The 20,945-nt window shown below is 66.8% G+C and carries 13 protein-coding genes, 1 tRNA gene and 1 pseudogene; 12 read left to right on the top strand and 3 right to left on the bottom strand.

What is annotated here, in order from left to right; translation table 11 throughout:
* Positions 1-90: 90 nt before the first annotated feature.
* The 4 genes from PSRA_RS09070 to nrdG all read left to right on the top strand — a co-directional run bounded on the left by PSRA_RS09070 (position 91) and on the right by nrdG (position 7,023).
* Positions 91-297, top strand: a complete 207-nt coding sequence (locus PSRA_RS09070) for a hypothetical protein (protein WP_143516281.1) — start codon at positions 91-93, stop codon at positions 295-297.
* 151 nt (positions 298-448) lie between these two features.
* Positions 449-3,154 carry an aconitate hydratase AcnA gene (gene acnA / locus PSRA_RS00745; RefSeq protein WP_094659947.1) on the top strand — a complete coding sequence of 902 codons (2,706 nt, stop codon included), beginning with the start codon at positions 449-451 and terminating at the stop codon, positions 3,152-3,154.
* A 589-nt stretch (positions 3,155-3,743) separates the two neighbouring features.
* The gene (nrdD, locus tag PSRA_RS00740) at positions 3,744-6,173 is read left to right on the top strand and encodes an anaerobic ribonucleoside-triphosphate reductase (RefSeq protein WP_094659946.1); all 2,430 of its coding nucleotides are present in this window, start codon (positions 3,744-3,746) and stop codon (positions 6,171-6,173) included.
* Positions 6,174-6,294: 121 nt separating this feature from the next.
* Positions 6,295-7,023 (top strand): anaerobic ribonucleoside-triphosphate reductase activating protein, encoded by a 729-nt coding sequence (gene nrdG, locus PSRA_RS00735; protein WP_094660029.1) that lies wholly within the window; start codon positions 6,295-6,297, stop codon positions 7,021-7,023.
* A gap of 214 nt (positions 7,024-7,237) precedes the next feature.
* Here nrdG and PSRA_RS00730 read toward each other — a convergent pair whose 3' ends face one another.
* Positions 7,238-8,395, bottom strand: coding sequence for a LysR family transcriptional regulator (locus tag PSRA_RS00730; RefSeq protein ID WP_158216276.1), 1,158 nt, complete (start codon positions 8,393-8,395; stop codon positions 7,238-7,240).
* A 1,112-nt stretch (positions 8,396-9,507) separates the two neighbouring features.
* Here PSRA_RS00730 and PSRA_RS09285 point away from each other — a divergent pair.
* Positions 9,508-10,170 carry a TetR/AcrR family transcriptional regulator gene (locus PSRA_RS09285; protein WP_158216275.1) on the top strand — a complete coding sequence of 221 codons (663 nt, stop codon included), beginning with the start codon at positions 9,508-9,510 and terminating at the stop codon, positions 10,168-10,170.
* A 145-nt stretch (positions 10,171-10,315) separates the two neighbouring features.
* Here PSRA_RS09285 and PSRA_RS00720 read toward each other — a convergent pair.
* Positions 10,316-10,388 (bottom strand) — tRNA-Gly (locus PSRA_RS00720).
* Between the two features lie 219 nt (positions 10,389-10,607).
* Between PSRA_RS00720 and PSRA_RS00715 the strand changes: the two genes are divergently transcribed.
* A complete protein-coding gene (locus PSRA_RS00715) occupies positions 10,608-11,180 on the top strand; it encodes a DUF3592 domain-containing protein (RefSeq protein WP_094659943.1) in 573 nt (190 codons plus the stop codon).
* A gap of 132 nt (positions 11,181-11,312) precedes the next feature.
* Here the strand turns inward: PSRA_RS00715 and PSRA_RS00710 are convergent, their stop codons facing one another.
* A complete protein-coding gene (locus tag PSRA_RS00710; RefSeq protein WP_158216274.1) occupies positions 11,313-12,146 on the bottom strand; it encodes a Bax inhibitor-1/YccA family protein in 834 nt (277 codons plus the stop codon).
* 276 nt (positions 12,147-12,422) lie between these two features.
* Here PSRA_RS00710 and miaB point away from each other — a divergent pair, with 276 nt between their 5' ends.
* From miaB to PSRA_RS09525, 6 genes and pseudogenes are all read left to right on the top strand, one after another.
* A complete protein-coding gene (gene miaB, locus PSRA_RS00705) occupies positions 12,423-13,889 on the top strand; it encodes a tRNA (N6-isopentenyl adenosine(37)-C2)-methylthiotransferase MiaB (RefSeq protein ID WP_094659941.1) in 1,467 nt (488 codons plus the stop codon).
* Positions 13,890-13,899: 10 nt separating this feature from the next.
* Complete coding sequence (gene miaA, locus PSRA_RS00700; protein ID WP_094660028.1) at positions 13,900-14,952, top strand: tRNA (adenosine(37)-N6)-dimethylallyltransferase MiaA; 1,053 nt, start codon at positions 13,900-13,902, stop codon at positions 14,950-14,952.
* Between the two features lie 129 nt (positions 14,953-15,081).
* On the top strand, positions 15,082-18,189 hold the full coding sequence (locus PSRA_RS00695) for an FtsK/SpoIIIE family DNA translocase (protein ID WP_211280462.1): 3,108 nt from the start codon (positions 15,082-15,084) through the stop codon (positions 18,187-18,189).
* Between the two features lie 186 nt (positions 18,190-18,375).
* Positions 18,376-19,020 (top strand): annotated as a pseudogene (gene pgsA / locus PSRA_RS00690) (CDP-diacylglycerol--glycerol-3-phosphate 3-phosphatidyltransferase); the annotation flags it as partial.
* Between the two features lie 316 nt (positions 19,021-19,336).
* A complete protein-coding gene (locus tag PSRA_RS00685; RefSeq protein ID WP_094660026.1) occupies positions 19,337-19,852 on the top strand; it encodes a CinA family protein in 516 nt (171 codons plus the stop codon).
* A 416-nt stretch (positions 19,853-20,268) separates the two neighbouring features.
* Entirely contained in the window at positions 20,269-20,886 is a 618-nt protein-coding gene (locus PSRA_RS09525) for a helix-turn-helix domain-containing protein (protein WP_245834810.1), read from the top strand.
* Positions 20,887-20,945: the final 59 nt, after the last annotated feature.

The following is a 20,945-nucleotide window of genomic DNA, read 5'->3' as shown; positions in this document are numbered from 1 at the left end:
GGCAGAGGGCGGACGGCGCCCCTGAGCTGACCGAGAAATCCGACTCCGCATGCGCCCTGCACGAGGTGATGACCGTCTACGACGAAGGCCATGCCCAGGGGTGCTCGTCCGAATTGGCGCAGCTTGACGCCGTCGCTGCGGCGATACCGCCTGCTTGGCGCACTGTGCATGGTGACGTTGCTGTTCGCCGCGTTCATGGCGATGGGGCCGAACAACGATGTCGCCTTCTTCTCGGACGATTCCAACACCACGCTGTTCTTCCGCATGTGGGATTTCTTCGACATCCTCAAGCTGTGACCCCAGTGCATGCGGCCATCGTACCGCCTGCCTCTCCGTCGCCCGTCGCGCGCCGTGTCCGACGCGCAGCGTTCCGCCATGCGTCCATCGTCCGACATAATGCGCGGCATGGGCCATAATGGTAAGGAACATTCAAACAAACGGAGGCCCTATGTCCTATCGCGATACACAGCTTGCCCGGCTCGAGGTCGGCGGGAAGGCGTTCGATTATTATTCGATCGCGAATCTTCCCGGCATCGACCATCTGCCGTATTCGCTGAAGGTTCTCGTCGAGAACCTCGTGCGCAACATCGACGGCGAGAACATCACCGACGACCACGTCAAGGCGCTTCTCGACTGGGACGCCGACGCGGAGCCGAGCCACGAGATCCAGTTCACGCCGAGCCGCGTGGTCATGCAGGATTTCACCGGCGTGCCGTGCATCGTCGACCTCGCCACCATGCGCGACGCGGTCAAGGACCTCGGCGGCGACCCCGAGGTCATCAACCCGCAGGTTCCCGCGCAGATGGTCATCGACCACTCCGTCCAGATCGACGTGGCGGGTGTGCCGAACGCCATCGAACAGAACATGGACATCGAATACCGCCGCAACAAGGAGCGCTACCAGTTCCTACGCTGGGGCCAGCAGGCCTTCGACAACTTCCGCGTGGTGCCCCCGGGGACCGGCATCATCCACCAGGTGAACATCGAGTACCTCGCCAAATGCGTGATGACCAAGCAGCAGGGCGACTCCACCCTCGCCTACCTCGACTCCTGCGTCGGCACCGATTCGCACACCACCACCGTCAACGGCCTGGGTGTGCTGGGCTGGGGCGTGGGCGGCATCGAGGCCGAGGCCGCCATGCTCGGCCAGCCGATCTCCATGCTCGTGCCGCGCGTCGTCGGCTTCAAGCTCACGGGCGAGATTCCCGAGGGCGTCACCGCCACCGACGTCGTGCTCACGATCACCGACATGCTGCGCCAGCACGGCGTCGTCGGCAAGTTCGTCGAGTTCTACGGTTCGGGTGTCGCCTCCGTGCCGCTGGCCAACCGCGCCACCATCGGCAACATGAGCCCCGAGTTCGGCTCGACCTGCGGCATCTTCCCGATCGACCAGGTCACGCTCGACTACCTGCGCCTGACCGGCCGCAGCGAGAAGCAGATCGCCCTCGTCGAGGCCTATGCGAAGGCCAACAGGCTCTGGGGCGACACCACCGACCCCGAGTACGTGGAGCCGACCTACTCCGAGTACATGGAGCTCGACCTGGGCACCGTCAAGCCGTCCATCGCCGGCCCCAAGCGCCCGCAGGACCGCATCCTGCTGTCCGACGCCAAGCAGACCTTCGAGAAGACGCTGCCCGCCTACGTCACCGACCGCACGGCCACGGGCGACGTGCCCGTCTCCTCGCCGGCCAAGGGCGACTTCGACATCAAGAACGGCGATGTGGCCATCGCCTCCATCACCTCCTGCACGAACACGTCGAACCCGTCGGTCATGATCGCCGCCGGCCTGCTCGCGCGCAACGCGCATCGTCTCGGCCTCAAGCCCAAGCCGTGGGTCAAGACCTCCCTCGCCCCGGGCTCCCAGGTCGTCACCGACTACTACCGCAAGTCCGGCCTGCAGGACGACCTCGACGCGCTGGGCTACCAGCTCGTCGGCTACGGCTGCGCCACCTGCATCGGCAACTCCGGCCCGCTCGACCCGGCCATCTCCCAGGAGATCAACGACAACGACCTCGCCGTCACGGCGGTGCTCTCGGGCAACCGCAACTTCGAAGGCCGCATCAGCCCGGACGTCAAGATGAACTACCTGGCCTCGCCGCCGCTCGTCATCGCCTACGCCCTGGCCGGCACGATGGACTTCGACTTCGAGACCCAGCCGCTCGGCCAGGACAAGGACGGCAAGGACGTGTTCCTGCGCGACATCTGGCCGTCGAACGCCGACATCGCCCAGACCATCGCCTCCTCCCTGAGCCGTGAGATGTTCGTCAAGGACTACAGCTCCGTGTTCGACGGCGACGAGCGCTGGCGCGGCCTTGACGTGCCCGACGGCGAGCTGTTCGCCTGGGACCCGGACTCCACCTACGTGCGCCGCCAGACCTTCTTCGACGGCATGGGCGCCAAGCCCGACCCCGTGGCCGATTTCTCCGGCGCGCGCGTGCTCGCCCTGCTCGGCGACTCCGTGACCACCGACCATATTTCGCCGGCCGGCGCCTTCAAGGCGTCGAGCCCCGCCGGCAAGTACCTCGTGGAGCACGGCGTGCAGCCGCGCGACTTCAACTCCTACGGCTCGCGCCGCGGCAACCACGAGGTCATGGTGCGCGGCACCTTCGGCAACATCCGCCTGCGCAACCAGCTGCTCGCCTCGGTGGGCGAGGAGGTCACCCCCGGCGGCTACACCTACGATTTCACCACCGGCGCGCCGAGCACGATCTTCGACGCCGCGCAGAACTACAAGAAGGCCGGCGTGCCCCTCGTGGTGCTCGCGGGCAAGGAGTACGGCACCGGCTCGTCCCGTGACTGGGCCGCCAAGGGCACGATGATGCTCGGCGTCAAGGCCGTCATCGCGCGCAGCTTCGAGCGCATCCACCGCTCGAACCTCATCGGCATGGGCGTGCTCCCGCTGCAGTTCCCCGAGGGCGAGTCCGTCGAAAGCCTCGGCCTCGACGGCACCGAGACGTACGCCATCGAGGGCCTCGAGGCCATGAACGACGGCCCCACGCCGCGCACCATCACGGTGACTGCCACGAAGGCCGACGGCTCCGTGACGAGCTTCGAGGCCACCGTGCGCATCGACACGCCCGGCGAAGCCGCCTACTACCGCAACGGAGGCATCCTCCAGTACGTGCTGCGCAACCTCATGGCACAGGGCAAGTAGGCGCGTCCCGCGCCGGTCGGCGGCACCCCAAGGGCGCCACGTGCCGGCCTCGTGCTTTCCAGGGCCCCGCATCCGTCCGTGCGACGGGTGCGGGGCCCTTGCATGCCTCCGGAGGGCCCAGGTGCCCCGAATGCCTCTCTTGCATGCCTCCCGGGGCTCCCGCGCGTTTCTCGGGGCCTTTTCGGACGTCGCAGGGGCATCCGGCGAGATGGTGTCCAAGGCGCCGTCGTCTGTGTCCGCGGCACCATCGGTGATACCTCGTGCGAGCGCAAACCCCTATATCTGGGGTTCGACGGCACGACACGCCCTAGGGAGACGATTTTCGCCGCAGGCCGGAAAACCACATATAGGAATCGTGCCAGAGGGGAGCGCCGCCTGTTCTCGCGGAAACGCCGGAATTCTCAATCCCATGAAAACACTAGATGTAGGGGAGGGGCAAAAACCGTGGCCTATATGTGGGTTCTTTTCCGCTTCGGGCTGCGCTATTGTATTCCTTGCCAAACAAACATGGCATTGCGCGGCGCGCGCTGAGCGCCGGCCGACACCGGGCGGCCCAATCCCGGGAACGACACCGAAACCAGGAGGAGACATGGAGATCAATGTGCTGACGGATACCGCCATCGACGATAAGTCGGGCGGCGTCGGTGTGCTTGACGGCACCGGCGCGACCGGAATCAAGGTCGAGAAGCGCGACGGTCGCATCGTCGACTTCGACCCGGTGAATATCTACAACGCCATCGCGGCGGCCTACAAGGAGCTCAACAAGCCGATCGGCGGCCAGGAGCGCAGCGTCATCAACGCCATGGTCGATCAGGTCGAATCGGAGATCTCCGACCGCTACACCAAGCCCGTCAAGATCGAGGACATCCAGAACCTCGTCGAGCACGCGCTCATCAACGAGCACGAGTACGACGTCGCGCGCGCCTACACGTCGTATCGTCTCAACCGCGACATCGAGCGCTCCAAGGCCACCGACATCAACGAGGCCGTCAAGCGCCTGACCTCCCGCGACGAATCCCTCGTGCGCGAGAACGCGAACAAGGACTCCAACGTCTATGCCACGCAGCGCGACCTGCTCGCCGGCGCCGTCAGCAAAGCCACGGCCTTCAGCATGCTGCCCAAGGACGTCTCGAACGCGCATATGAAGGGCGACATCCACTTCCACGACGCCGACTACTCGCCGTTCACCGCGCAGAGCAACTGCTCCCTGCCCGACTTCGGCGACATGCTCGAGCACGGCTTCGCGCTGGGCAACGCGATGATGGACTCCCCGAAGTCCATCATGACCGCCGCCACGCAGATCACGCAGATCATCAAGGACATCGCCAGCTCCCAGTACGGCGGCCAGACCGTCAACCGCTGCGACGAGATGATGAGCCGCTACGCGCAGATCGACTACCGCAAGAACCTCGACATGGCCGAGCTCATCATGCCCGACGGCATGCCCGTCGACGCCGCCCGCCGCCTCGTCGAGCAGATGCGCGAGCGCGAGCCCAAGGGCCTGCACCTCGAGGAGGGCCAGACCATCGAGCCGGACGTGCCCTTCGACGGCACGGTGTCCGAGCTCGAGCAGCTGCGTCAGATCTACGCCAAGATCATGACGCGCAAGAACATCTACGACGCCATGCAGACGATGGAGTACCAGATCAACTCCAACCGCGTGTCCAACGGCCAGACGCCGTTCGTGACCGTCGGCTTCGGCCTAGGCACCTCGTGGTTCGCCCGCGAGATCCAGCGCGCCATCCTCCTCGTGCGCATCCGCGGCCTGGGCAAGGACCGCCACACCGCCATCTTCCCCAAGCTCGTGTTCACCATCAGGCACGGCCTCAACGCCGACCCGGGCGACCCGAACTACGACATGAAGCAGCTCGCCCTCGAGTGCTCCACCAAGCGCATGTACCCCGACGTGGTGTTCTACGAGAACATCGTCAAGATCACCGGATCCTTCAAGGCTCCGATGGGCTGCCGCTCCTTCCTCCAGGGCTGGACCGACCCCAAGACGGGCAAGGACGTCGAGGACGGCCGCATGAACCTCGGCGTCGTCACCGTGAACATCCCGCGCATCGCGCTCGAATCCCGCGGCGACAAGGACCGTTTCTGGCATATCTTCGACGAGCGCATGGCCGTGGCCCACCACGCCCTGCAGTTCCGCATCATGCGCTGCAAGCAGGCCACGCCGATCAACGCCCCGACGCTGTTCCAGTACGGCGCCTTCGGCCGCCTCAAGCCGACCGACTCCGTGGACCAGCTCTTCCGCAACGAGCGCGCGACCGTCTCCCTGGGCTACATCGGCCTGTACGAGGCCACGAGCGTGTTCTACGGCAAGGACTGGATGACCGACCACACGTGGGACCCGGACGGCAAGGAGTTCGCCCTCGAGATCGTGCGCCGCATGGATGCGCTGTGCAAGAAGTGGGCCAAGGAAGAGGGCTACCACTACTCCGTGTACTCCACGCCCGCCGAAAGCCTCACCGACCGCTTCTGCCGCATGGACCAGCAGAAGTTCGGCAAGGTGCCCGGCGTGACGGACCACGATTTCTACACCAACAGCTTCCACTACCCGGTGTGGCTGCGCCCGACCCCGATGGAGAAGCTCGACTACGAGAAGGACTTCCCGTACTACGCGGCCGGCGGCTTCATCAACTACTGCGAGTTCCCGAGCCTGCAGCAGAACCCGAAGGCCCTCGAGGCCGTCTGGGACTACGCCTACCAGATCGGCATCGGCTACCTCGGCACGAACACCCCGATCGACCACTGCTTCGTGTGCGGCTACGAAGGCGACTTCGAGCCCACCGAGGATGGCTTCAAGTGCCCGGAGTGCGGCAACTGCGATCCCGACAAGTGCAACGTGACCAAGCGCACGTGCGGCTATCTGGGCAACCCGGTGCAGCGTCCGATGGTGCACGGCCGCCACGAGGAGATTGCGCATCGCGTCAAGCACATGGAGGGCGAGACCGGCCACGTGACCCTGGCCGACGGCACGAGCAAGACGTGGTGGGACGACAAGGACGAGCAGTAGTCGGAAAGCCGAGGAAGAAGTGAGCGATCTCAACGATTCCGACGGCGTCGCCGGTGCGTCCGGCCTGGCCTCCGATTCCTCCGGCGCCGATCCGTCCATCGTCTCCGAAGGCGACGGATGGATCCGCACCGAGGCGGAGGCCGGGCGCCGGCACAAGGCCTCGTGGCGCGACTTCGCCGACGGCGAGCCGGGGCGCGGGCCCGGCGTCCCGTACGCGAGCAGCAACAACCCTGCTGCCGGCCAGTGGGACGGACGCAAACTGAGCCGGTCCATCGTGGCCGACTACAAGCGCATGGTCGTCACCGACGGCGAGGGCATCCGCAACTCCCTGTACGTCAGCGGCTGCCCGTTCCGGTGCCTCGAGTGCTACAACTCGTCGATCTGGGATTTCCAGGCGGGACACCCGTACACGGATGCGCTCGAGGACGCCATCATCGCCGACCTCAAGCCGCATTACATCCAGGGCCTGACCCTTCTCGGCGGCGAGCCCATGCTCAACACGCCGATGCTGCTGCGCCTCGTGCGCCGTCTGCGCGAGGAATACGGCCACACCAAGGACATCTGGTGCTGGACCGGCTACACGTGGGAGGAGCTGATGCGTCCGGGCGAGACGCCCGACAAGCGCGAACTGCTCGACTACGTCGACGTGCTCGTGGACGGTCGGTTCATCGCCGCGCAGAAGGACTCCCTCCTGCAGTTCCGCGGGTCGAGGAACCAGCGCGTCATCGACGTGCGCGCCTCGCTCGCCCAAGGCACCGTCGTGCTCTGGGGCAAGCTCCACGACCAGCACCGGTTCATCCCCGACATCTACGGCAAGGACCGGTCGGCGGGGGAGGGTGCGGCCTCCTGACCGGCAGGCCATGCAGCCGGCCGCCTGGCGACACGCCGCATGAGCCGGTCGCATGGCGACACGCCGCGGATTGCAGGCATGAACAAGGGGTGGTGACACTGTGTGTCACCACCCCTTATGCGTTCCGCGACGGGTGCTTCGGCGCGCGTGGCCGGCCGGGATGGTGGCGCGGCCATCGTAGCGAAAATCGTGGCTACAAGCGTTGGGAAAATCGTCAGCTCTGCGAGTCGATGAAAATCTGGCGCAGCATCTTCTCGTATTCCTCCGCATGCGTTCCGCCGTGCCCGCGCACAGCGATGAGCATGTACTCGTGCCTGATGGGGCCGTTGGCGTCCACCAGCGGCACATAGCGGATAAGCGCGCCGTGTCCGCGCACCGGACGGGGTGATTCGGACACCATGAAGCCGCGGCCAGCCGCCACCATCCGGTGCGCCTCGATATGGCTCGGGGCCTCGGTGATGGGCGAGGTGAAGCCGAGCATCGTGCGCAGATACGTCTGCTCCACGGTGCGGATCGCATGCGCCGTCGGTTTCAGCTCGGGCCGGTCATCGTCGCCGTCCTCTTCGGCGTCCGGTGTGGCGACCCCGGGGTTGCGCACCACGGTGTACGTTCCGTCCGGCAGCAGACGCGTCTGCAGTTTCTCGGTGTCGCGCGTGTCTCGGCCAAGGATGCGCATGGACGGGGACAGCGGCGCGGGCTCGGGTTCTATGCCCGGGTCCCAGTCCGGCGCGATCTGCTGCGCCTCGTCATCCGTCAGAACCGGCATGATGCACGCCACCTCGGAAAGCGGGCCGACGCCCACCTCATCGATCGCCGGCACCAGCGTGGTGGACGGCAGACCTGCGATGACGGAGCGGGCGATTTCGATGGTGGGGTAGCGCGTGGCCACGGTGCTTGTGGCGAAATAGTCCGCGAAGGTGCTGCCGGAATCCGCGAAAACCACGTCGATCGAGCCATTGAGCAGCGAGCGCTGCAATTGGATCCTTGTGCCGAAGCGCATCGCGACGTCCGTTTCGGGATGCGCCTGTGCGAACATCGACGCGGCGGCCACCGGCTCCCAGATCTTGCGCGAGGCGAGGATGCCGATGGTGAAACGGGGAAGCGCCTGGCCGGCCGCCGTGCGCTTGACATCCTCGATCGCCTCCTGCGACGCTGCAAGGATCGACTGCGCATATTCGAACATCCTCGTGCCGGCAGCCGTGGCGCTGAACTCGCGGCCCTGGCGGTTGAGCAGCTCGACGCCCATCTCCTGCTCGAGGGCCTTGATTTTCTGCGACACCGCCGACTGCGACACGTGGTTGGCGCGCGCCGCCATCGTGAAGCTGTGCAGGCGCAGTACGTCGTAGAAGTATCGCAGCTGCTTGAGTTCCATGTCGTTCCTTCCGTGCGGACGATTCGCCGCCTCCATCATGGCATATCCGCGCCTCGTTGTGCGAAGACCGGTCCTCTGTTATTGGTTCCACAGTCTGGACTCGGGGAGTGTAGCGCCCGATCATCCATGGCCAGCCAACGGTCGGTCTCGCTGGTCGGTTCCGTGCCAGTGAGAGGCACTGTTGGCGGGGAGCGGGGCGGAATCGTCTCCGCGCTCTAGGTTTGGGGTTCTCTATAAGTAGGGATAAGTATGAAGATGGGGGCGCTCTAGGGATGCGAGCGCCCCCTGATTTCTCGGGGGTGTGTCCACAGCGATGAAGCACTGGGACTTGGGTACCGCGAGTCGGGGATAGATGGGAAGAGAATCGCCTCGACGGTCCCGCACGAACCCGGTGTCAGACGGTGTTGGTGAGGGAGAGAAAGGAACCAATCAGATTCACCGCTGATCACACACATAGTGTACGTGGGGTTTGGACTTATTGCAAAAGCGGCGTGGGATTTCACCGTCAGAAGGAACTTCCGGCGTGTCGTTCCCGGCTCCTCCCACGGCGGGCAGGTAGAGTGGGAATCTGAATGGACGGCCCGGAAGACCGGGACGCAACGGGCGTGACGGACGCGAATCCGGCGCGGCCGGGGCATGCGGGTGCCCGATGACGGGCATGGCAGTCGCAGGATTGGGGGAATCGTATGGACGCCGCCAGAGGACAGCACGGCAGACAACGCGCGACACGCGACGCAGCACACGACGGCACAGAGCGCAACGCAGCGCACAACGACACTGCGCACAACGGCATTGGGCGCAACGGAACGAGGCGCAACGAAACAGTGGGCAACGCGGGTCGCGACGGCGCGCAGACGCCGTCCTCGGCTTCCTTTTCAGCCGCACAGGGTGCCGACCAGCCATCGTCCGCGCCACGGTACCGGGCGCAGCCATCCGCCAGGCGGTCATCGTCCCGACGCGCGCCATCGCGCCGGGCACGCCAGCAGACAGCGGCATCGAGATCCGCCCAGCGGCAGCCGTCCGCCCAATCCGAATCCGTCGGCCCGCCGGCGCAGTGTGCCCCGGCGCAACCTGCGAAGCCGCAGGCCGTGCACTTCCGGGATCCCTCTGCTGTGGCACGTCGGATGCGGCCCAACGAGCGGCGCCGGTACGTCGTGAAGAACCGCTATTGCGCGGGCAACGCGAACAGGAATGCCGCGCGTTCCGTCGCGCTTCTCAACGATGCCCTGGCCGTGCTTCTCAACGAGCTGCCGTTCCCGCAGATCACGGTGACCATGCTCACCAGGCGCGCCGACCTGGCCCGCAACACCTTCTACGCGCATTTCTCCTCCACGGACAACCTGCTCGAGGAATTCATCGGCGCCGTACTCGAACGCACGCGCGCCACGATGCTCGAGGCCGCCGACGACATGAACCCGCGGCATCCCGGCAGCTTTCTACGAAGGCTGATCGAGGCCGTGGACCGCGATCGGACGCTTCTGCTCACGCACGTTTTCGTCGACGACCAGCAGAACAGGGCGTGCCTGTCATCTGCCGTCAGGGGCGGCCTCATTCCTATCTGCGTCGACATCCTCGACGCGCGTAATCCGGGGCACCGCGGGGAGCTGGCGCTGTACGCCGAGTTCCTGGTGGACCTGACGATGGACGTGGTGGGCCATTACCTGCATGGCGCGCTGCCGCAGACGACGCAGGAAATGGTGACGCAGCTCACGCAGATCTACATGGCGGCGTTCGCGCTGTACCTCATGCCGCACGGCTGGGTTCGGAAGCGCTAGGCGCCGTGCCGTCGAGAGAAAGCGAAGGAGAAGGCGGCGACGGGGTAGGCGCGGCGGAAACACGATGGGGAGCACGGATACGAAGGGAACTTACGAAGGGAACCGCGGATATGAAAAATGCCGGCAAAAGCCGGCATTTTGAGGGAGCGGACAACGGGACTCGGACCCGCGGTCTCGACCTTGGCAAGGTCGCGCTTTACCAACTAAGCTATGTCCGCATGTGCGTCGTGCGCAACGAGATGTAAAGATACCGAATCCCGCCCGATGACGCAAATCCGGCGTGTCGCGTCGCCGTCATTGGCGTTCCGTACCGGCATCGTGACGCCCTGCGGCGCCGCGCATGGAATACGTCCGCGTCCTCCCAGTCGCATGGCCTATGCTCGGTGCGGGCGCCCTGCGGCGCCGTGGCATCCGTTCGAAAGACCCGAAAGGCTTCCATGGTTTTCAGCACGTTTCTGTTCTGGTTCGCGGCGATTATCTTCGCCGGCTCCGTTTTCTGCCTGGGCATGGGCATCGGCCGCTGGCGCCGTGACTCGATGCTGCGTTCGCACTGCACCGAGCGCACGGAGGGGAAGGTGACCGGCTACTCCACGTCCCAGCAGATCACCGGCTCCACCTTCCTGCCCGTCGTGGCGTACCACGTGGCGGGGGAGAGCCACACGGTGACGGGCCCCACCTTCGCCTCCTATACGGCGAGCACCGTCAAGGGCGACGGCACGCGCGACGGCCACCGCCTGCAGCGCACGAATATCACCGACATCGACGACCTTCCCGACGGGCTGAAGGTCTACGATTTCTCCGACGCCCCGCGCGAGCGCATGGGCAACGCGCTGGCCGAGCCCTTCCCCGAAGGGCGCCGCGTGCCGGTGTTCTACGACCCGGACAAACCGTCGCGCGCGTATGTGATCCGCATGTGCCCGTCGTCCTCGATGACCAAGACCTTCCTGCTTCTCGGCGGCATCGAGCTCGTCGCGGCCATCGTGTTCCTCGTCATCGGCCTTCTGTGGTAGCCAGACAATATAGAAAACGACGGCAACGCACACGACACCATCGCAAACGACGGCGGGGCGCCTCCCGAAAGAAGCGCCCCGCCGTCGCATATACGCGGTCTGCGCGCGGTGCGAATCCGCGCGTCCGCCGCATCACTTGTTGCTGCCGAACAGCCTCAGCAGGTAGAGGAACAGGTTGATGAAATCGAGGTACAGCGACAGCGCGAACAGTACCGAGTAGCTTTCGATGCTCTTGGTGTCGGAGCCGCAGTGCGCGAAGACGGCGCGCATGGCCTGCGTGTCATAGGCGGTGAAGCCAGCGAAGATCACGATGCCGATGGCGGCGATGAGCTTGGTCACGCCGTCCGAGGGCACGACGAACATGAGCACGATCTCGGCGATGATGAGCACGATAAGCGCGGTCAGCAGGATCGGGCCCAGGCCGAGCATGCTTTTGCGCGTGGTCAGCGCGAGCATCGTCAGCGCGAAGAAGAAGCCCGCGGTGATAAGGAACACGAGCGCGATGGAGGTGATGTCGTAATAGTAGAAGATCGAGAACAGCGTCAGGCCGTTAAGCACCGCGAATCCGTAGAACAGGGCGCGTGCGACGCCTGCGTTGAGCTTCTCGGCGACGCGGGGGATGATGAAGGCCAGCGCGATTTCGACGATGGCGAGCACGATCATGGTGACGCCGAGAGTGTCGGTGCTCATGGACGTGACGATGCCGCTGGCATACGTGGCCCACGAGGTGAGGGCCGTGATGACGAGGGCGATGGTCATCTCGAGGTAGGTGCGCGTGATCGCGTTGTTCTGGGCGACGAACACGGCTGTGGGGTTGGCCATCTGCGCGTTGGCCATCTGTGCGCCCGACGCGGTTCCCGCGTACGGCTGCTGCGCATACTGCGCGGCGTAGGCGGGGGTCTGCGCCGGTGAGGCGGCGAAGCCCGTGGCGGGGTCGTTCGCCTGGTACGGATAGTTGTCTGCCACGATTCTTCCTTTCCTATCATGCATGCGTCCGATCATGCACATGTAATCAGAGGCATGCGTCCGATCGCGCGCCGGCTGCCGGCGGAGGGACCGCGGCGCGGCGCAAAACGATGTCCCCTCCATCGTAGCGCAGAACCGTGTGCATGGAGGGAAGCAGGCGGACGGCATGTGGAGGCGGCGACGGGCGGGCGGCCCGGCGTCCCTGTCGTCTTTGTCTAGCGTCCTTTCCCGCCCCGTCTGGCGTTGCGCGCCGGCGCGGACGTATCATCGTGAGTCATGAACGAAGACATGATGACCGACGAAGAGCGCGCCTCCGTATCCGCGCCGTCCGACGCCACGCACGCCGCCCCGGCCCGGGGCAAGGGCGTGTTCGCCATCCACACGCTGGGATGCCAGATGAACGTGCATGACTCCGAGCGCATCGCCGGGGTCCTCGAGGCCGACGGGTACGTACCCGCCACGCCCGAGCAGATCGAGGGACGCGACATCGACCTGCTCGTCCTCAACACCTGCGCCGTGCGAGAGAACGCCACCGAGCGCATGTACGGAACCGTCGGCCAGTGGGCCGACCTCAAGCGCACCCACCCGCATCTGCAGATCGCCGTCGGCGGCTGCATGGCGCAGAAGGACCGCGACCGCATCGTCAGGCGCGCCCCGTGGGTGGACGCCGTGTTCGGCACGAAGAACATCGGCGAGCTGCCGGGCATGCTGGATGCCGCCCGCCGTGGCGAGGGGCCGCAGGTCGGCGTGTTCTCCGACCTCGACTCCGTCGACTACTTCCCCTCGAATCTGCCCGTCGACCGCGCCTCGAAGGTGTCGTCGTGGGTGGCCATCTCGGTGGGCTGCAACAACACATGCACCTTCTGCATCGTGCCCTCCGTGCGAGGCCGCGAGCGCGACCGCCGTCCCGGTGACGTGCTCGAGGAGGTGCAGCGTTGCGTCGACCAGGGCGCCAAGGAGGTCACGCTGCTGGGGCAGAACGTGAACTCCTACGGCTACGCCAGCGGCGACCGCTTCGCCTTCTCCAAGCTTCTGCGCGCCTGCGGGCAGATCGAGGGCCTGGAGCGCGTGCGCTTCACGTCGCCCCATCCGGCGGCTTTCACCGACGATGTCATCGAGGCCATGGCGCAGACGCCGAACGTCATGCACCAGCTGCATATGCCGCTGCAGTCGGGCTCCGATCGCATCCTGCGCGCGATGCACCGCAGCTACCGGCGCGACCGCTTCCTGCGCATCCTCGACAAGGTGCGCCAGGCCATGCCCGACGCGCAGATCAGCACCGACATCATCGTGGGCTTCCCGGGGGAGACCGACGAGGATTTCGAGCAGACGCTCGACGTGGTGCGCCAGGCGCGCTTCTCCAACGCCTACACCTTCGAGTACTCGCCGCGCCCCGGCACGCCGGCCGCCGTCATGGAGCAGGTGCCGCACGAGGTGACGCAGGAGCGTTTCGAACGCCTCCACGATGTCCAGGAGGCCATCACAGCCGACATCATGTCACGCTTCGAAGGCAGGGACGTCGAGGTGCTTGTGACGGGTCAGCAGGGCAAGAAGGACGCCCTGACGCACCGCGTGACCGGACGCGAGCGCACGGGTGTGCTCGTGCATGTGGGCGTTCCCGAGGGGCGCCCCATGCCGCGTCCCGGCGACCTCGTGACCGCCACGGTCACGCATGCCGCCAGCCACGACCTCATCGCCGACCCCGATCCGGCCGCCGGCCAGACCTACGAGGTCAGGCACTGAGATGGCGGGCATGGAGAAGTCGGATGCTGCGGACCAGGACGATGCGAAGCCGTCCGACGCCGCGGCGGTGCGCGTCGTGTCCATCGTGGGGCCCACCGCGTCGGGCAAGACGCGCCTGGGCATCGACCTTGCGCGCCGCCTGACGCAGGCCGACGGCATCCCGTGCGAGATCGTGAACGCCGACGCCTACCAGATGTACCGCGGCATGGACGTCGGCACGGCCAAGCCGACGCCCGAGGAACGCGCCGAGGTGCCGCATCACCTCATCGACTGCATCGACCCGGACGAGAACATGTCGGTGGCGCTGTTCCAGGACATGGCTCGCCGCTGCATCCGCGAGCTGCAGGGCAGGGGAGTGCGGCCGATCCTTGTCGGCGGGTCGGGCCTGTACGCGCGGGCCGCCATCGACGATATCTCCTTTCCACCCACCGACCCCGCCGTGCGCTCTCGTCTCGAGAAGGAGGCCGAGGACATCGGCCCCGACGCCCTGTTCGAGCGCCTGCGCGGGAAGGACCCGGAGGCGGCAGCTCATATGGACCCGAAGAACGTGCGCCGCACGGTGCGCGCCCTCGAGGTCATCGAGCTGACGGGGCGGACGTATTCCTCCACGCTGCCTAGGTATCACTACGTCATACCATCGGTGCAGATCGGGCTTGATATGAGCCGTGAGCAGCTCGACCGGCGCATCGATGAAAGAACCCGGCTCATGCGCGAGCAGGGTTTCGTCGACGAGGTGGAGCGCCTGCGCCCGCATCTGGGCGTCACTGCGTCCCGCGCCCTGGGATACCAGCAGATCGCCGACGTGCTCGACGGGCTTATGGACGAGGACGAGGCCTTCGCCCTCATCGCGCAGAAAACGCGCCGTCTGGCCCGCAAGCAGATGGGGTGGTTCGGCCGTGACCCGCGCATCCACTGGCTGACGGCCGGATCCCCGGGCCTGGCCGAGCGGGCCGCCGCCATCGTGCACGAGGCCGACCGGGGCGCCTACGACGCCATTGACGCCCACGCCGACGAGTACGTGCAGCACCACCTCGGAACCTTGCGCACCGAACGCCTCGGCTGAGCCGCTCCCGGCCGGGCGCGGGCCCCGCATGCAGGGCCCGCCATCAGGCCCGCATATTGGGACGTTCCCGTGAATGTCGCCGCGCGAACACGACGTTCGTGCGGCGAATTTGGTATTCTGAGCCACGTTATGGCAGCACGTACCTCATCCTCACGCAGGCCTGGTGAATCGAACCCCAGGAAGTCCTCGAGCGCCTCGTCCCGGTCGACGAAGGCGCGTTCCGCGAAACCCTCGGACGACGACGAGACCATCGTCGACGGCAACTCCATGGCCGTGGCCGGCGAGCCCGGCTGGAAGCGTGCCCTCCTCGCCGTGCCCCGCGCCCTGGGCTTCGGCGCCGCCCCGTCCGGCCGCCGCCGCGACGGGCTGTGCTTCCTCATGGTCATCCTGTCGGTTCTTTTCATCGCCTCCGAATGGTTCCGCGTCCAGGGCTGGCTCGGCGCCGCCCTGCACACCGTCGCCTCCACGCTGTTCGGCGTCATGTCGGTGGCCGTGCCCGTCGTCTTCCTCCTGCTGGCGTGGCATCTGTTCCGTGGGCGCGCCGCGGCGATCTCGGACCCGCACGCCGTCAGCGGATGGAGCCTGCTGCTGTGGTCGGTGTGCTCCATCATCGACGCCGCCGTCGCCGCCGACGCGCCCGGCTTCGACCTGCCCCTCGTGCAGAAGGCAGGCGGCGTGCTCGGCTTCATCATCGGCACGCCCCTGACCAAAGGCCTGACCAAGCCCTTCGCCATCATCGTGTTCGTTGTCATCGCCCTGTTCGCCGTGCTGCTTATCGCGAACCTCCACGTGGATGACATCGCCCACGCCGGAGGCATGCGGGCCGCCCTCATGTCGGATGACGACGAGCAGTCCTCCGCGCGCGGAGGGGACGACGATTTCCCCACCGAGGTGAAGGTGGGCGACGATTCGCTGCGCTTCGCCGAAGGCGTCCCCGCCCACGACGGCACCGACGACGAGGTGCAGGACGCGCCCCGCCGCTCCGTGCTCGACTCCATCCGCGGCTTCTTCTCCCGCCGCCGCAAAACCGGCGACGACGCCTCCCTCGACTCCTATGAGGCCGACCGCGCCTTCGACCACGCCGCTGACCGCGACGCCGTGGACCGCCGCCAGTCCGTGCGCCCCCGCCGCGGCGCCGTGACGGACGAAGCTACCGGAGGCGACCCGTGGGACGATGCGCCCGCCGACGCCTATGACACGCGCTACGGCGACACGCCGGGCGGTTATGGCGATGGCTATGACGGGGCTGCCGACACGGATTATGCCGACGGCTATGACGATGCCGCCGACGCGGACGCCGACGACCGCACGCGGGCCCTGCGCATCCGCGAGCAGGGCGTCGAAAGCTCCGCCGTGCCCGTCGTGCGCCCGGCCGCGCAGTCTCCCGCCACCGTTCCCGCCGCCCGCAGCGCCGACGCCACCGTTCCCGCCGAGCCAGTCGTGGTTGCCGGCGGGGCCTACGGTTCCGATGACGACGAAGCGGCGCGCGGCGCTGCCGAAGCCGCTGCCAAGGTCGCGCGCGCCAATGCCGAGACGGCCTCCCGCACCGGTGCGGACGCCGACGCCCAGGGCCTCGAGCCGTACCACCTGCCCGACCTCGACATCCTCGAGAAAGGCAAGCCGCACGCGGCGCGCACCCAGGAGAACGACCGCGTCATCACCGCGCTCAACACCACCTTCGAGCAGTTCAACGTCGACGCGCGCGTCGTCGGCTTCCTGCGCGGCCCCTCCGTCACGCAGTACGAGGTCGAGCTCGGCCCCGGCGTCAAGGTGGAGAAGGTCACGAGCCTCAGGCGCAACATCGCGTACTCCGTCGCCAGCCCCGACGTGCGCATCCTGTCGCCGATCCCGGGCAAATCCGCCATCGGCATCGAGATCCCGAACGTCGACCGCGAAATCGTGCACCTGGGCGACGTGCTGCGCAGCGACATCCTGCGCGACGACCCCAACCCCATGGTCTGCGGCGTGGGCAAGGACATCGAAGGCCATTTCGTCAAATGCGACCTGACGAAGATGCCGCATCTGCTCGTCGCCGGCGCCACCGGCTCCGGAAAGTCGAGCTTCATCAACTCCATGCTCGTCTCCATCGTCATGCGTGCCACACCCGAGCAGGTGCGCATGATCCTCGTCGACCCCAAGCGCGTGGAGCTGTCGGCCTACTCGGGCATCCCGCATCTGCTCACGCCCATCATCACCGATCCCAAGCGCGCCGCCCAGGCGCTCGAATGGGTGGTCAAGGAGATGGAGGCGCGGTACGACGACCTGAGCTTCTTCGGCTTCCGCCACATCAAGGACTTCAACGAGGCCGTGCTCGCCGGCAAGGTGCACGCGCCCGCCGGCTCCAAGCGCAAGGTGGCGCCGTATCCGTACCTGCTCATCGTGGTCGACGAGATGGCCGACCTCATGATGGTGGCCAAGAACGACGTGGAAAGCTCCATCCAGCGCATCACGCAGCTCGCGCGCGCCGCCGGCATCCACCTCGTGCTCGCCACGCAGCGCCCGTCCGTCGACGTCGTCACCGGTCTCATCAAGGCGAACATCCCCTCGCGCCTGGCCTTCGCCACGTCCTCGGCCACGGATTCGCGAGTCATCCTCGACGCCACGGGCGCCGAAACGCTGATCGGCCAGGGCGATGCCCTGTTCCTGCCTATGGGCGCCAGCAAGCCCACGCGCGTGCAGGGCTCGTGGGTGTCGGAATCCGAGATCCGCCGTGCCGTCGACATCGTGCGCCAGCAGCGCAAGCCCTCGTACCGCAAGGACATCGCGGAGATGGCGGACCGCGCGGAGAAGGAGGCGGAGAAGAAGACCATGACCGAGGACATCGGCGACGACATGGACGACCTGCTCGAGGCCGCCCAGCTCGTCGTCACCTCGAGCTTCGGCTCCACATCCATGCTCCAGCGCAAGATGCGCATCGGCTTCGCCAAGGCCGGACGCCTCATGGACCTGCTCGAATCGCGCGGCGTGGTGGGGCCCTCCGAGGGCTCCAAGGCGCGCGAGGTGCTCGTCAAGCCCGAGGACCTGCCGCAGGTGCTCGCCTTCATCCGCGGCGACGCCGACGAGATCTCGTCGGCCGGCGGCGCTGGCGCGGGGCCGTCGGCGGGCGCGTCGGCGGGTGCTGGTGACGATGCGCCGCAGGACGCGTACGATGATTATGGAAACGACGACTACGGGTCGTACTGCGATTCGTACGGTGACTCGTACGCAGACCCCGTGGGGGCCGGATATGACGCGTGACGCCGTACACTTGGCTGGGCGCATGACGGACGATGGGAAGGGGCCGACAGCACGATGGCACAGGGCATGAAGCACAGGGCGCCGGAACGGACATCCGATGGCGCCGAGCACAGGAACGCCGCACGTCGCGGTGAGCGCCGCGGGACGGAGCGCGATGCGGCCCGGAGCGGCATGCCGCATGGGGATATGTCGCGCAGAGGCAAGCCGGACGCCCCGGCCAGGCGTCGGCTGACGCTGGCCGACCAATGGCGCACCGTTCCGAATATCGTGACGATGACGCGCATCGTGCTCGTCGTCGTCTTCCTCATCGTGCTGTCCCTCGCCGGGGCCGACGGCCACCACAGCCTCGCCGCCCGCTGGTGGGGCTTCGGCCTGTTCACCCTCGCCGCTCTCTCCGACAAGCTCGACGGATATCTGGCGCGCCGCTATGACATGGTCACCGACCTGGGCAAGCTGCTCGACCCCATCGCCGACAAACTGCTTGTCTGCGGCGCCCTCGTCGTTCTCGCCGCCTTCGGCGAGCTCAACCCCGGCGGATGGATCATCACCGTCCTCTTCCTTCTGCGCGAGCTCGGCATCACCGTCATGCGCCTGTTCGTGCTCGACACCGACGGCCTCGTCATCGCCGCGAACCAGGCCGGCAAACTCAAAACCCTTTTCGAATGCGTGGGCCTGGGCATGCTCATCTTCCCGATGTGGAGCATCGTCACGCGCGGCGGCGCCTTCGAACGCGCCTACTACTGGCTCACCTACGCCGTCATCCTCGTGGCGCTGGTGCTGTGCCTGTACTCGGGCGCCGTCTACGTGCTCCAGGTGCTGCGCGCCCGGCGCATGGCCGACCATGACGGCGGTCCGGACCGGAGCCATGACGGCGGGCGTAACGGCGGACGCGATGCGCACGACGCGGGCGGACGCCGCCGCAGGGTATAGACGCCTCGGCGCGCGGCCTGCGCGACGGCTCGCGCCGGGGGGGCGACACGCCACGGCGACATGCCAGGGCGACATGCAGGAAAGGATTACGATGACCGATTCCACGATTGCTGATTCCGCGGCGTCTCAGTGCGCGAAGACTCAGGAAAACGCGGGCTGTGCGCCCGCGGCGCATGACGCGCCGGGGTCCGATGCCGAGGCGCGCGCCCTTGCCACGATGCAGAAGGAATGCGACGAGCTCGCCGCCCGCATCCTCGAGGCCTGCCGGACGCGCGGCCTGTTCGTCTGCGCCTCCGAATCCCTGACCGGCGGCCTGCTCGCCGACGCCTTCGTGCGCATCCCCGGCGCCTCCGCCGTGTTCCTCGGCTCGGCCGTGACCTACGCCATCGAAGCCAAGGCGCATATCCTCGGCGTCAGCTCCGGCCTGCTCGAGCGCGAGGGCGCCGTGCATCCCGACGTGGCCAAGCAGATGGCGGTCGGGGCGGTGGCCGCCTACAGCGTGCCCGCCTCCCGCGATGGCCGTGTCATCGGTCTGTCGACCACCGGCGTCGCCGGCCCCGGCCCCGACGGGGACAAGCCCGAGGGCCTGGTGTACATCGGATTCGCCGTTCCCGGCCCCGAGGGTCTGCACAGTGAGGCGGAGCGCCTCGACCTGTCCGGCACCCGCGCCGAGATTCGCCGAGACACGGTGCTCCATGTGCTGAGGTCCCTCGCCTCACGCCTCGCCGCCTGACGCGACACGCCGTCCTTTCGGCCGCGCTATGGTGGAGCGACCGTGCCGATGGGGGTGCCCGACATGCCGATGGCGTGCGTCGGGACACCGCCGGGGGTATGAAATATGTCGAACGTGTGTACGAATCGTGTACGTTTTGCAAAAACGCCTTTTTCTCTGGTGTGTCGCAGCGGAACGTGATATCGTTGCCGCAATGCAAAAACTTGCTAGACCCAGACTCAGGTTTTGACTTTGGGTGTCGGCGGTTTGTACAATGGACACGGTACGCAACCACACCGGTTAAGCAACCACAAGGAGGATGAACGGAGTCCATAGAACGCATGGCCGGCGCGCACACGCCGGGAACCACGACGGTCCGCCGCGAGGCGACGCCGCGAACGCAAACAGACATGACGACGAAAGGAACGGAGGCCGATATGACCGGAACGTACGAAGCGACGAAGACGAAGGCCGCGCAGATGCACCAGGGGACGCAGATGCGCGAGGGTATTCAGAGCGGTGCGACACTCGGCGCCTCTCAGCAGCAGCGCAGCCAGATGACGCGCGAGCTGACACCCGAGCAGAGGCGAGCGGTCGCCATGCGTCGTCAGCAGATTCTTCTCGCGCAGAAGAACCGTATGCTCAAGGCCGAGCGCGAGCAGGCGCGCAGCGTCTGGGAGCGCCAGGAGCGCGAGGATGCGCCCGCCCCGCATGCCGCGGCGCCGGTCAAGCAGCCGGTTCCTGGCGAGACCATGTTCTCGCTGCGCAAGATCCAGGGCGAGGTGCTGCGTGAACTGAGGACCTCCGATCACAAGACGCTGCGCGAGGTTTCGGAGAAGGCCGGCGTATCGCTCGGCTATCTGTCCGAGGTGGAGCGCGGCCAGAAGGAGGCGAGTTCCGAACTGCTCGTGTCCATCACCGATGCCCTCGGCGTGCGTCTGTCGCAGGTCCTGACCATGATCGCCCAGCGCGTGGAGCAGGTGGAGAACGCCCAGGGGCGCCCCGATCTGCACGCGCATGAGGACCATCAGGTTCAGGCCTACGACGCCGCCTGATACGCGGCTGTTCGACTACGCCTATCGTTGTCGGCGGCAGGGGAGACCCTGCCGTTTTT

The sequence above is a fragment of the Pseudoscardovia radai genome (assembly GCF_002259605.1).
GTDB classification, from domain to species: domain Bacteria; phylum Actinomycetota; class Actinomycetes; order Actinomycetales; family Bifidobacteriaceae; genus Pseudoscardovia; species Pseudoscardovia radai.
Note: the sequence above shows the minus strand (reverse complement) of the source record. Positions and strands in the feature narration are given on the sequence as shown.

Bases quoted from the DNA above. Each gene is read 5' to 3' on its own strand.
- PSRA_RS09525 (WP_245834810.1), top strand. From the start codon at position 20,269: ATGACCGGAACGTACGAAGCGACGAAGACGAAGGCCGCGCAGATGCAC.
- PSRA_RS00695 (WP_211280462.1), top strand. From the start codon at position 15,082: ATGGCAGCACGTACCTCATCCTCACGCAGGCCTGGTGAATCGAACCCC.
- PSRA_RS00715 (WP_094659943.1), top strand. From the start codon at position 10,608: ATGGTTTTCAGCACGTTTCTGTTCTGGTTCGCGGCGATTATCTTCGCC.
- PSRA_RS00730 (WP_158216276.1), bottom strand. From the start codon at position 8,395: ATGGAACTCAAGCAGCTGCGATACTTCTACGACGTACTGCGCCTGCAC.
- nrdD (WP_094659946.1), top strand. From the start codon at position 3,744: ATGGAGATCAATGTGCTGACGGATACCGCCATCGACGATAAGTCGGGC.
- PSRA_RS09070 (WP_143516281.1), top strand. From the start codon at position 91: ATGCCCAGGGGTGCTCGTCCGAATTGGCGCAGCTTGACGCCGTCGCTG.
- miaB (WP_094659941.1), top strand. From the start codon at position 12,423: ATGAACGAAGACATGATGACCGACGAAGAGCGCGCCTCCGTATCCGCG.
- acnA (WP_094659947.1), top strand. From the start codon at position 449: ATGTCCTATCGCGATACACAGCTTGCCCGGCTCGAGGTCGGCGGGAAG.
- PSRA_RS00685 (WP_094660026.1), top strand. From the start codon at position 19,337: ATGCAGAAGGAATGCGACGAGCTCGCCGCCCGCATCCTCGAGGCCTGC.
- miaA (WP_094660028.1), top strand. From the start codon at position 13,900: ATGGAGAAGTCGGATGCTGCGGACCAGGACGATGCGAAGCCGTCCGAC.